Origin of the sequence: Enterococcus sp. C53, assembly GCF_040887425.1 — a bacterium.
GTDB lineage: Bacteria > Bacillota > Bacilli > Lactobacillales > Enterococcaceae > Enterococcus_B > Enterococcus_B hirae.
The window spans coordinates 145,950-158,895 of sequence record NZ_JBFOFT010000008.1 but is presented as its reverse complement, the minus strand read 5'-3'; the positions used below and the strand labels follow the sequence as shown (position 1 = coordinate 158,895).

The window sequence follows — 12,946 nt, the reverse complement described above, 5'->3', positions numbered from 1 at the left end:
AGTCTTTTTTATATTTTCGGGAAGTAGCTCAGCTTGGTAGAGCACTTGGTTTGGGACCAAGGGGTCGCAGGTTCGAATCCTGTCTTCCCGATTTTTTATTTTTATTGATTTTTATAGAAATGTATTTTATAATTTAAATGAACTGAATATGCGTCCATAGCTCAACTGGATAGAGTGTTTGACTACGGATCAAAAGGTTAGGGGTTCGACTCCTCTTGGGCGCGTTAATACGGAATCCTGCATTCCGTATTTTTTTATATTTTTAATGATTTCTAAGGGAAAAGTCTTTCTTCTTTCTTTCTGATATTAAATTCGCTATAATTAAGGTCAATATTAGTCAAAGGAATGAGTAAGATGGCGCATCAGAATACCTCGGATTTAATTGAATCATATATAAAAAAGTTTTTAGAAAAAAATGAAATGATTGAGATTCGCAGGATTGAACTGGCCGACCTCTTTAATTGTGTACCTTCTCAAATTAATTATGTGATTAATACTCGTTTTACGATTCAGCGAGGTTATTTGGTTGAGAGTAAACGTGGCGGTGGTGGCTACATACGGATTGCCAAAGTAAGAATTTCTGATAAAAGGCATATGTTGGAACAAGTGAATCAGCTATTCAATGAAACGATTAGTGAAAAAAATGCTTTTGCAATCATCCAAAAATTATATGAGGACCAAATTGTTACTAAAAAAGAAGGCAATTTAATGCTGAGCGCAATTGCCAAAAATACACTGAATGTAGAGGGGGGGCTAGAAGATTATGTTCGTGCTCGAATTCTTCGAGCATTTCTTGAACGATTAAGCTATGAAGATGGGAAGTGAAGATGAATGGAAGAACTTTTTACGCAAAGAGCACAATTAGTATTAGAAATTGCACAAGATGAAGCAAAAAAGTTTAAGCATCAGTCTGTTAGTTCTGAGCATATTTTGTTGTCATTGGTTATTGAACCGAATGGAATTGCTGGGAAAGTACTACGTGAAGTTGGATTAACTGAAACAGACATCTACGAAGAGATTGAGCATTTGATTGGCTACGGTACAATGACTTCATATCCTCAAGGAACCTTTTTACCTTATTCGCCACGCATGAAACAAATTTTTGCATTGGCAAATAGTGAAGTAAGAAAAATGGGTGCTCAAAAAGTGGGAACGGAACATATCTTGTTGAGTATGCTAAGAGATGAAAGTATCATGGCTACTCGGATGATGATCAATTTGGGAATCAGTTTAACGAAAGTCCGACAATCTTTGAAACAAAAAATGGGCATAAAAAATGATAGCCGTAATAATAGTATCCGTCGTAAAAACCCACAAGAAAAGCGTCAAATGGTAAAAGGTACTCCAACGTTAGATTCTTTAGCAAGAGATTTGACGAAGTTAGCGAGAGACGGAAAACTTGACCCAGTTGTTGGGCGTTCAAGAGAAGTAAAACGCTTGATTCAAATACTTAGTCGCCGAACTAAAAACAATCCTGTATTAGTAGGGGAACCTGGTGTTGGTAAGACAGCGATTGCTGAAGGTTTAGCCCAAAAAATCGTGATGGGTGAAGTTCCTGAAGAGATGCAAGAAAAACGCTTGATGATGTTAGACATGGGGTCTTTAGTAGCGGGAACAAAATACCGTGGAGAATTTGAAGACCGTATGAAAAAGGTGATTGACGAAATCTATAACGACGGTCAAGTCATTTTATTTATTGATGAGTTGCATACCTTGATTGGTGCCGGTGGTGCAGAAGGGGCAATTGATGCATCTAATATTTTGAAACCTGCTTTAGCTCGTGGAGAATTACAGACGATTGGTGCTACAACGTTAGATGAATATCAAAAGTACATTGAAAAAGATTCTGCCCTTGAACGACGCTTTGCTCGAATTCAAGTAGATGAACCGACACCTGAAGAAGCAGAAGAGATTTTACGTGGTCTTCGTTCAAGATATGAAGAGCATCATGGTGTAGAAATCACTGATGATGCGATAAGAGCTGCGGTTCATCTTTCTGTACGCTATATCACTTCTCGTCAATTACCTGACAAAACAATCGATTTGATTGATGAGTCAGCTGCTAAGGTACGCTTAGATAAAACAGATGATCTTTCGGAATCTACAGTAATTAAGTTGGAAATCGAACAATTAGTCAAAGAAAAAGAACGAGCAATCCAAAAACAAGACTTTGAAATAGCAGCACAATTGCGAAGACAAGAAAAAGCATTACACAAAAAATTAGTAAAACTATTGATACTAGAAGAAAAGCAGGAAAATGGTTATGCTGATCGTGTGACTGAAGAAGATGTAGCCACAGTCGTTTCTGAATGGACAGGTGTTCCATTACAACAACTGGAAAAGAAAGAAAGTCAGCGTTTATTGGAATTAGAAGCACTTTTACATGAACGTGTTGTTGGACAAGATGAAGCAGTCAAAGCAGTATCAAGAGCAATTCGTCGGGCTCGTAGTGGGTTAAAAGATCCAAATCGACCAATTGGCTCCTTTATGTTCTTAGGACCTACAGGAGTTGGTAAAACGGAACTTGCCAAAGCTTTATCGGAAGTGATGTTTGGGGACGAGAATTCCTTGATTCGGGTTGATATGTCTGAATTTATGGAAAAATACAGCACGAGTCGGTTGATTGGGTCACCTCCGGGCTATGTTGGGTATGATGAAGGTGGACAATTAACAGAAAAAATTCGACAAAAGCCCTACTCTGTCATCTTATTAGATGAAGTAGAAAAAGCCCATCCAGATGTATTTAATCTGTTATTACAAGTACTAGACGATGGCCATTTAACAGACTCTAAAGGTCGGAAAGTTGATTTTAGAAATACGATCATGATTATGACTTCCAATATTGGTGCAACCCAAATTCGAGAAGAAAAAAACGTTGGCTTCAATGTCCAAGACATTACCAAAGATCATAAAGCCATGCAAAAGCGTATTTTAGAAGAATTAAAGAAAACATTCCGTCCAGAGTTCTTGAACCGGATAGATGAAACAGTTGTCTTCCATTCATTAAGCAAGGATGAAATCCATTCCATTGTTCAAATTATGAGTCGAGCAATCGTCAAACGTTTGAAAGAACAGGATATCCAAGTGAAGATCACTCCGGCAGCAATAGATGTGATCGGAAAAGCTGGTTTTGATCCTGAATATGGCGCTCGTCCAATACGAAGAGCGTTGCAAAAAGAAATAGAAGATCGTTTAAGTGAAGCATTATTAGGTGGAGAAATCCATTTGGGCGATCAAGTGACAGTGGGAGCCTCCAAAGGAAAAATCACTTTGAATGTACGTCTTCCAAAAAAGTATGTAGTTGAATCATAGGAGTTAAAAAAGAAGTGAGAGAATTTTGTTCCACATAACGATTGAAGGTTATGGGCAAAAGGCTCTCACTTTTTTATTTTTTTTACTTTTTTTCTTGTGAATTTAAATTCAAAAATCCACCAATAAATGTAAGAAGTGTTGGCAACTTTTTTAAGCTATGCTACTATTATGGAGTTGTAGGAGGAGGAAATGATGATCGAAATCATAACTACGGTAGAAACTTTTGAACAAGCAAAAGAATTACTTGAAGCAGGAACAGATACTTTGTATTTTGGCGAGGAACTATTTGGTTTGCGATTACCTGCGTCGTTTACAAGAGAAGAACAACGTCAATTAGTTGAATTGGCGCACACATATGGTAAAAAAGTAAATATTGCGATGAATGGGATTATTCATCCTGAAAAAATGAAAAAAGTACCTGAATATCTACAATTCCTGAAAGAAATTGGGGTAGATCAACTGATAGTAGGTGATACAGGTATCATATATACCATGAAGAAACATCCAGAATGGCGTATTCCCTACATTTTTGATGCAGAAACGTTAGTTACTAGTGCTAGACAAATCAATTTTTGGGCGAAAAGAGGAGCTGTTGGAGCTGTTTTAGCTAGAGAAGTTCCTTTTGAAGAAATGAAAGCCATGGAAGAAAAACTAAATGTTCCGGTAGAAATTCTAGTGTATGGTGCTACTTGCATTCATCAATCAAAACGTCCTTTATTGCAAAATTATTATCATTTTACCAAACAAGAAGAGCGAGTAGATCGTGATCGGGGATTGTTTATTTCAGAACCTAAGAAAGACGACACACATTATTCCATCTATGAAGACACTCATGGGACCCATATTTTTGCCAGCAATGACATCAACCTGTCAAAAGAATTAGGGTTATTGTATCAACATCAGTTCCGTACATGGAAACTTGATGGTTTATTTACCCCAGGAGAAAATTTTGTAAAAATTACCAAAGCATTTGTGGAAGCGAAAGAACAAATCCTTGCAGGTACTTGGAATGAGGAAAGTGCTGAAATATTAAGCAAAAAGATAAGTGAATTACATCCTCAAAATCGTGAATTAGATACTGGCTTCTTCTATATTGATCCTGAAGCCATCAAGTAAGGAGTATGACGAGAAAAAATGACAACAAAAAGAAAATTGAAACGACCCGAAGTCTTAGCTCCAGCTGGGACACTTGAAAAATTAAAGACAGCGATTCATTATGGCGCAGATGCAGTCTATATTGGCGGAAATGCTTATGGACTAAGAAGTCGCGCAGGTAACTTTACCTATGAAGAGATGGCTGAAGGCGTAGCTTTTGCAAAAGCACATAACGCAAAAGTATATGTTGCTGCAAATATGGTGACACATGAAGGAAATGAAGAAGGTGCTGGAGAATTTTTCCGTCAATTACGTGATGTCGGAATTTCTGCCGTAATTGTTTCAGATCCAGCGCTGATTGAAATATGTGCGACAGAAGCACCGGGCTTACCGATCCATTTATCGACACAAGCATCTGCCACTAACTTTGAAACTCTTGAATTTTGGAAAGAAGAAGGATTAGAGCGTGTCGTTTTAGCTCGTGAAGTTTCTATGGAAGAAGTGGCTGAGATTCGTAAAAATACGGATGTGGAAATTGAAGCCTTTATCCATGGTGCGATGTGTATTTCTTATTCTGGCCGTTGTACCTTATCTAATCACATGTCAATGCGTGATGCTAATCGTGGGGGCTGTTCACAATCTTGTCGTTGGAAATATGGATTATTTGATATGCCTTTTGGCCAAGAAAGAAATCATCTGACAGAAAACGGCGAAATAGAAGAAGAATTTTCAATGAGTGCAGTAGATATGTCGATGATCGAGCATATCCCGGAATTGATTGAAAATGGGGTAGATAGCTTTAAGATTGAAGGAAGAATGAAATCAATCCACTATGTCTCTACAGTTTCTAATGTTTATAAAGCTGCAGTCGACAGTTATATGGAAGACCCTGAAAATTATGTCTGCAAGCAAGAGTGGATTGATGAGTTATGGAAAGTGGCACAACGGGAACTTGCTACAGGATTTTATTACAATACACCAACAGAAAATGAACAATTATTTGGGGAACGTCGTAAGATCCCTGTTTATAAATTTGTAGGTGAAGTAATGTCTTATGATGAAAAAACCAAAATTGCAACGATCCGTCAACGAAATCTATTTTCTGTGGGAGATGAGATCGAATTTTATGGTCCAGGATTCACTCATTTTAGCCAAACGGTTGAGGTAATGTACAATGAAGAAGATGAATCCATTGACCGGGCACCAAATCCGATGATGATTTTAACTATGCCAGTGACACAACCTGTAAAACCAGGAGATATGATTCGGAAAAGAAAATAAAAGCATACGCTAATCAATCCAATAAAAATAAAGCATCAAAGTTATATTATCTGTTTAAACGTGTTAAACTTATTTTTTGTAAGGATAAAAACAGTAGAGAAGAAATTTTTCTTGAAAATTTATCCAAAGTAAGAAGAAAAGCAAGCATCTTCTTAAATTAGGAGGCATAGCATGAAAACGTATGATTATATAGTTATCGGTGGTGGTTCTGGAGGGATCGCCTCTGCGAATCGTGCCGGAATGCACGGTGTAAAAGTTTTATTAATTGAAGGAAATGAACTTGGTGGGACTTGTGTGAATGTTGGTTGTGTACCCAAAAAGGTAATGTGGCAAGCCAGCACGATCCTAGAAACAATGGAACGAGATGCTTCAAGTTATGGGATCCAAGCAGATGTAAAAAAAGTAGATTTTAGAGAGTTAGTTGAAAAGCGTGAGAAATATATTGACTTTTTACATGGTGCGTATCAACGTGGCTTGGATAGTAATCAAGTGGATGCAATTAAAGGATATGCTACCTTTATAGACAGTCAAACCGTGGAAGTAAATGGGGAAACCTATCAAGCAACAAAAATTCTGATTGCAACTGGTGGTAAGCCTAGCAAAATGACGATCCCTGGTGGCGAATATGCAATTGATTCAAATGGCTTCTTTGAGATGACAGAATTGCCAAAACGGACAATTGTTTTAGGAGCAGGTTATATTGCCGCAGAACTTTCTGGTGTTTTACACGGGCTAGGTAGTGAGGTAATGTGGGCGTATCGAAAAGAACGTCCATTACGAACTTTTGATAAAATGCTATCTGATAACTTAGTTGAGATGTATCAAGAAGCTGGGATCAAAACTTACGCTGGACATATAGCTAAAGAAATCATCAAAAACGACAATGAGTATACAGTTGTATTTGAAAATGGTGAACGACTCTCTGGTGATTGTGTATTGTTCGCAGGTGGTCGAGTGCCTAATACCGATCAATTAGGATTAGAAAATACCCAAGTAAAATTAGATGAACGTGGTTTTATAAAAGTTGATAAATATCAAAATACCACAGATCCACATATTTTTGCGGTGGGAGATGTGATCGGTAAAATTGATTTGACACCAGTGGCAATTGCTGCAGGTCGACGTTTATCTGAACGGCTATTCAATGGGAAAGAAAATTCTTATCTAGACTATCACTTAGTACCAACAGTTGTATTTACCCATCCACCGATTGCAACGATCGGTGTAACAGAAGATGAAGCATTGGCTACCTATGGAAGTGATCAGATCAAAGTTTATCGTTCACGATTTACACCTATGTATTTTGCATTGAATGACTATCGACAAAAATGTGAGATGAAATTGATTTGCGTAGGAGAAGAAGAAAAAATCATTGGCTTACATGCAATTGGTATTGGTGTCGATGAAATGTTACAAGGCTTTGCTGTTGCAATTAAAATGGGCGCGACAAAAGCAGATTTTGATGATACGGTCGCTATCCATCCAACTGGTGCAGAAGAGTTTGTTACTATGCGATAGAAAGTATAACTATAGTGCGAGTCCAAAGTTAGTTTTTAGACTAACTTTGGACTCGCACTATATTTTTATGCTGTGATACCGATGTTAAACGAGCAATGATGTAACTCCCTTATGCATAAAGAAGTTCTTTTAGGTTGCTCCAAAAAGCAGAAGTGGGAATTTTTGATATTTTTAACATATTAGTCGAGATCTTTGTTTGATTTAGCTCGATATCAGTTAAAATTAGGTCATATTGATTGATTTTCACATAATCAACAGAGAAAATATTTTCTTGATACATATCAATTTTATATAACGACGGAAATTTTTTTAACAGCAGTTGTTTATAGAAAGACAAAATCCGTTCTTCCTGATAAGAAACAATGACGATGGATAAATGTTTTTTATAAGGAAGGAGTGTTGATAATAATTGTGGAGATAATGTAATCAGTTCTAAAAATAATTCTTCATAAAGTAATTGGTTTTCTTTGATTTCAGTCAAACCGGCTTGTTCGATTGAATTTTCATAAGCTGATAATAGTTTTTCTGATTCTTTGATAAATGTTTGTGATAAAAGATCTATGTATGTCGTCTTAAAGGATTGCAATCGTTCATTAAAATGGATAAAGTCATTTAGTCTTTGTATGTCGTTAGGAGATAAGGTAATATCTATGCCCATATAACGATAAAAACTATGAACTAAATTTTGTAATTTCTTTTGCTCCATTAATTCATCATTTTTTGAATTAAAAAAATATAAATGACTATATGAACTTAATAGGTTATGGACATTTGACTTTGTAATACTAAAATTATATTTCTTTTCAATGATCGAACAAAGAACGGTACTTTTTGTCAATAAGTCAAAAAATAATCGTTCACTTTCGGTTTCTTTTTTTAAAGGGTAATCAATTATGTGTCGTTGTCCGATACGAATAATGGACGTATAAAAATAGTAACTATTTAAAATTAACTTATATGTACTTACTGAAGAAAACGTATGGTTTTTATTATGATAACGTTGTAACAAGTCAAATATATAGTCAAAATGTGGTAGTTGCTGCGGGGTATAAATTTCACGAAACATGCTACAAAAAAAATGCCGTATAAAACTTTCGTCACCTGTAATTTGTAACTGAGAAGCAACTTTGATCATGATTGGCCAGTTTCTTTCAGAAAAATATTCATTGATTTTAAAAATAATTCGCCGAATACTGGTTTCACTTAAAAATAATGTTTCAGCGAGTTTTGACAAAACAGGTTCATTAATAAAAATCGTTTTTAAGATTTGAACGTTCGTAGAATGATTTAGTATTTTTTTGATTAAGTCTTCCAGATTCATATCATTAGGCATTTTTAATGTTATGATTTGATACTGATCAATTTTAACGACAACAGGTGAATAGGTGTGGTTAAAAAAAACAATGTCACTTAATAATGTTTTTTTTGTCACATTTAATTGCTTTGTTAGCGTGTTGCACTCAATTGATGACATACCCAGAAGTAATGCTAACTTGACTTGTCTTTCTGAAGTTTTTTCCAGTATATTAAGTTCTTTCATCATCATTTTGGATTTCAAAATCTTAGAAATCGCTTCCTCCCACCTTTCTCTTATGGTATATAAATTATTTTATCATATATTTTTGTTATGTTAGTGTTTTTTTTATAAATTTCTATACTTGTTTTTTATTAACTTTATAGTAAATCGTTAATGGTTATTTGTTACATTGGTTATTATTGTATTTAGTTATTGTTATTTAAAAAATGGAATAGATATATTCTATATGATTGGATTTTTAAATTTTATATTTTAACACAATTCAAATATTTTTGAGAACTTAAATTTCTAAAACTAGAAAAAAACATACGGGAAATTAAAGGAATTGACTGTACGATACTCTTACATGATGTTTAATAGAAGGGAGTTTTGTACTTATGGGGTTACTTGAAAAGCAATTAGAAAGGCAAGTTACCTTACTTTATTTGTTAAATACTAGGTCTTCCAATCTTAACAAACTAGCAAGGAAGCTGACAATTACCGATAAAACACTAATTGCTGATATTGAACACTTCAATGATTCCTATTTTCCTGTTCATATTGAGGTAAATAATCACAAAGAAGTGAGTTTGACGATACCGAACAATGTCAATTTAGATGATATTTTTGTAAAAATACTGAATAATTCAATTAATGTCAAAATACTAAAATACATAGTCATATACGAACCAACACTAACTGAAATTTCTCAATCTTTATTTTTGAGTAAAACAAGTATTCGCAGGATTGTGTCAAAAATAAACAATTATTTTTATACAGAGACCATAAATATTCAGATCGATTTACAAGCAAAATTAATGGTAGTTGGCAATGAAACGGAAATTAGACGTTTATTTGCATGCATGTTTAAAGAGATGTATCGAATACAAGAGTTTGCTTATTTTGATTCTATCTATCAATTAATACGTAGGTGTCTCAAAGCACAAAATAAAACGGCTAGTGCTCCTAAAATTATTTATTCGGTGTATTACATTTTTCTTTCGATCATTCGTATAGGTCACAAACACTTTGTACCGGAAGATGAGTTGGAGAATAAAGAAATGGTTGTCACTGAGCTTTTAACAGTAATTCAAAAAGATACGGTCTTTACAACGTTGATGAGTCAAAAATATAAGTTTAATGTAACTAGAAATAATGTAGCAAATGTCTTAAGTTCCTATTTCGGCTTGCTCTTTACAATAGATACTAATCGCCAGACAATCATGCCTAAGAAAATTGAAACTTTTCTTACTCATTTTTATTATTTACTTAATATTGAAGGATCGGTCAGTAAAAGAACCATCGACTACTTATCTGACTTTATCAATTTTTATAAAGAATTAATGATCTTTAAAGTCAGTTATGCGGATATATTTTATCAAAAAGTGATGCAAAACAATCCTAAGATTTGGCAAGCGTATCATCATTCCGTAAAGTTTTAGGCCTAAAACGCAAAAATGATCAAAAAAAAGTGCGACAGGAATTACGATCTGATTCAAAAAGTCAGAATAACATCCAGGGAACAAAACAGTCGACAGATCAACCAAAAGTGAATATGCAAAAGAAACAGCTAAAAAAAGAACAGTTAAAAAAAGTAGCAGAAGAAACAAAAAAAGGCAATTTGGTTGCTCGTTCTTCTAAGGATAGTACCCCTTACAGCTACACTGCTTACAAAGATCAAAAAGGATTTGCACCTCAAGATTCAGTGAAATCCACCAAAAAAAAATGGTACAATATTTTTGGTAAGGGTAAAAAGACGAAAGTTGTCTATGTAAATCCTACAAAAGGCGTCGGCAAAAAGGGTGGGTTCTTCAAGAAATTTCTAGGTAAAAAAAAATCAGCGTCAAAATTTTTAGATATGGCTCAAAAGCTGTCACCAAAAGGGCAAGCAAAAGAAGCGGCTATGAAAATGCTTGGTGGGCGAGATGAAAAGGGAGATTTAACGATTATCGGGATCCTCATTACGCTGATTTTTTTAGTGATTACAATCAAGGCGCTATTGATCATCGCGATAGTTATCGTTATACTGGCGATCATTCTCGTGGTAATCTCGGTTGTTTTAGCGATTTGGACTTTTATTGTCGCCTTGTTCACATTGAAAACAGAAGATATGGCGATCGCTGAAGCATTTGAGTATATTTCCTATTTGGATGCCTCTAAAAATAGAGATGTTTATAATCGTTACAATCAATTAGTTGAAGAACATGATGAAGTTTATTTTGAAGTGAATGGAATGGTTGCCGATCCGGAACAATTTTCGTTTGCTTCAAATGGGGATAACTATATCTATTACTTAAATGCCAAATATGAAAATTATAATATTAAAAATAGTGCGCTTCCTAATTATCTGAAACGACTAAAAGACCAAACATCCATGAGTCCTCCATTATATATGTCTTTTTATGCCCAGTTTAAAGATAAGTATTCACCAATGGAGGAAGAGCCAGTTAAGATTGCAAAAGTAGAAGATGAACTTCGCGCAATCCATGATGGCACTTTTACATACAAAGTCGAATTTGAAGAAGATAAAGATACAGAAGAAAAAGTTAAAGACAAAGACAAAGAAGAAAAAGACAAAGAAGAAAAAGACAAAGAAGAAAAAGACAAAGAAGAAAAAGACAAAGACAGCGTCACGCTGAATGTCAAAGTACAAACGATTGCTGAATTTCTTGATTTAGATCCTCAAATCGAACTCTATTCAAACAATAAAGTGATAGGAACGATCTCAGCATTCTCACAAGATGAAATCGATAAATATTATCCTGTGTTAGAAATCGATCGTTTTCAGGATAAGATTTTTATGGATAATCCTTTAGGGAAAGTTTCGTATGCTTCTGTTATTGGTAATTATGGTTATCGCGGTCGGGACGATGCCAATATGAATGATGAAATAATCATTGATGCGAAACCACAAACGCCTGTCTATGCCACATCAAACGAGAAGGTAACAGAGATCAGTACGCGTACGGCTCGAGATCTAAATGGGAAAAAGCAAACGACAACAAGTATCAAAACGGAAACAGAGAAATACCAAGCTTATTATATTAATGTGACGCCGATCATACGTGAAGGAGCTTCTTTAGAAAGCGGAGATTTGATTGGTTACACAAGTGACAAATTTGACGGTAATTTATTGATGATCATGAAAGAAAAACGAATCTTCCTCTACCGCAATCCAGAAATCAATCCGACAATTTTTATTGAAAATTTGGTTTATGGAAATCGTACGAAATTAAGTCAGTATGATCGAGAACAATCGCAAGGTGAGCTTATTTATCCACCTGAAAAAGTGGTTCAATGGCGAGAAAAAGTAGTAACAGAAGCAAAAAAACAGAACATTGAATCATTTACCAATGTCATACTATCTATAATCTGGGTAGAAAGTGGTGGGGATGGTGAAACCGTTCCGGATATTATGGGAATTGCTAAAGCACAAAATTTGAATCAAACGATCAACCCAGAAAAGTCAATTGAATTAGGTGTAGCTTATTTTGCAAATTTAATAAGAAAAGCACAAATGTATCAATTAGGTAACTTAGCAGCGATCCAAGTTTACAATTATGGGGAAGACTATTTGGACGAGTTGATCCGTACAGATAGTAAATATACATTTGAGCATAGCAAAGCTTATGCGCAAGAAAGAAGTAATGGGGAAGTTGTTTCTTATAATAAGGGCGTGGCTTTAGATCTTGGCTATAACTGGCGTTACGCATTTGGTGATATGTTCTATGCACGCTTAATTTCTTACAACCTCTCAAACTCTACTGGCAAGTTGGTAGAGGTGGCAACTAAAGAAATCGGTACGTTAAATGGCAATAAATATTGGGAGTGGGCTGGCTATGAGAGCCGAATGGAGTGGTCTGCGATCTTTGTTACTTGGGTAGCAGAACAAGCAGGATATCTCAGTCAAGGTCGTGTACCGAATACTGTAAGACCGTTAGATATGTTCAATTGGTACAAAAAGAATAATAAATTCAAAGCCACTGATATAGGCTATATCCCGCAACCAGGGGATTTGATTTTCTTTGATTGGAAAGGTAATAAAACGGGGAAAGACCAAGTGGGGATCGTCGAATTTACAGGTGGAAATACGATTCAAGTAATTGAAGGTAATTCAGAAAATATGGTTCGAAGAAGAACCTATACACTCGATCATTCAGCAATCTCTGGATATGGGGTGCCTTAATCTTTCGACTAGCTAGTTAATGATTCATTAGTCAATTC

At 35.2% G+C, this 12,946-nt stretch carries 8 protein-coding genes and 2 tRNA genes; 9 read left to right on the top strand and 1 reads right to left on the bottom strand.

Annotated elements, in window-relative coordinates; all coding sequences use genetic code 11:
* The first annotated feature begins 17 nt into the window (after window positions 1–17).
* The 7 genes from AB3I42_RS11015 to gor all read left to right on the top strand — a co-directional run bounded on the left by AB3I42_RS11015 (window position 18) and on the right by gor (window position 7,206).
* Window positions 18–91: transfer RNA gene (locus AB3I42_RS11015), tRNA-Pro, on the top strand.
* A 59-nt stretch (window positions 92–150) separates the two neighbouring features.
* Window positions 151–224: transfer RNA gene (locus tag AB3I42_RS11010), tRNA-Arg, on the top strand.
* A gap of 130 nt (window positions 225–354) precedes the next feature.
* Window positions 355–825: a CtsR family transcriptional regulator gene (locus AB3I42_RS11005; protein ID WP_010737205.1), complete on the top strand. Its 471-nt coding sequence runs from the start codon at window positions 355–357 to the stop codon at window positions 823–825.
* Window positions 826–831: 6 nt separating this feature from the next.
* Complete coding sequence (locus AB3I42_RS11000; protein ID WP_368022494.1) at window positions 832–3,312, top strand: ATP-dependent Clp protease ATP-binding subunit; 2,481 nt, start codon at window positions 832–834, stop codon at window positions 3,310–3,312.
* A 192-nt stretch (window positions 3,313–3,504) separates the two neighbouring features.
* Complete coding sequence (locus tag AB3I42_RS10995) at window positions 3,505–4,428, top strand: peptidase U32 family protein (protein WP_104325190.1); 924 nt, start codon at window positions 3,505–3,507, stop codon at window positions 4,426–4,428.
* Between the two features lie 18 nt (window positions 4,429–4,446).
* Entirely contained in the window at window positions 4,447–5,688 is a 1,242-nt protein-coding gene (locus AB3I42_RS10990; protein ID WP_010720714.1) for a U32 family peptidase, read from the top strand.
* A 171-nt stretch (window positions 5,689–5,859) separates the two neighbouring features.
* Window positions 5,860–7,206: a glutathione-disulfide reductase gene (gor, locus tag AB3I42_RS10985; RefSeq protein ID WP_368022493.1), complete on the top strand. Its 1,347-nt coding sequence runs from the start codon at window positions 5,860–5,862 to the stop codon at window positions 7,204–7,206.
* Window positions 7,207–7,315: 109 nt separating this feature from the next.
* Here the strand turns inward: gor and AB3I42_RS10980 are convergent, their stop codons facing one another.
* Complete coding sequence (locus AB3I42_RS10980; RefSeq protein ID WP_223603382.1) at window positions 7,316–8,764, bottom strand: helix-turn-helix domain-containing protein; 1,449 nt, start codon at window positions 8,762–8,764, stop codon at window positions 7,316–7,318.
* Window positions 8,765–9,120: 356 nt separating this feature from the next.
* Here AB3I42_RS10980 and AB3I42_RS10975 point away from each other — a divergent pair, with 356 nt between their 5' ends.
* Both AB3I42_RS10975 and AB3I42_RS10970 read left to right on the top strand, forming a co-directional pair.
* Window positions 9,121–10,164, top strand: a complete 1,044-nt coding sequence (locus AB3I42_RS10975) for a helix-turn-helix domain-containing protein (protein ID WP_258924788.1) — start codon at window positions 9,121–9,123, stop codon at window positions 10,162–10,164.
* Window positions 10,165–10,193: 29 nt separating this feature from the next.
* Window positions 10,194–12,908 (top strand): lysozyme family protein, encoded by a 2,715-nt coding sequence (locus AB3I42_RS10970; RefSeq protein ID WP_368022492.1) that lies wholly within the window; start codon window positions 10,194–10,196, stop codon window positions 12,906–12,908.
* Window positions 12,909–12,946 lie beyond the last annotated feature (38 nt).

Bases quoted from the DNA above. Each gene is read 5' to 3' on its own strand.
- AB3I42_RS10995 (WP_104325190.1), top strand. From the start codon at position 3,505: ATGATCGAAATCATAACTACGGTAGAAACTTTTGAACAAGCAAAAGAA.
- AB3I42_RS11000 (WP_368022494.1), top strand. From the start codon at position 832: ATGGAAGAACTTTTTACGCAAAGAGCACAATTAGTATTAGAAATTGCA.
- AB3I42_RS11005 (WP_010737205.1), top strand. From the start codon at position 355: ATGGCGCATCAGAATACCTCGGATTTAATTGAATCATATATAAAAAAG.
- gor (WP_368022493.1), top strand. From the start codon at position 5,860: ATGAAAACGTATGATTATATAGTTATCGGTGGTGGTTCTGGAGGGATC.
- AB3I42_RS10975 (WP_258924788.1), top strand. From the start codon at position 9,121: ATGGGGTTACTTGAAAAGCAATTAGAAAGGCAAGTTACCTTACTTTAT.
- AB3I42_RS10990 (WP_010720714.1), top strand. From the start codon at position 4,447: ATGACAACAAAAAGAAAATTGAAACGACCCGAAGTCTTAGCTCCAGCT.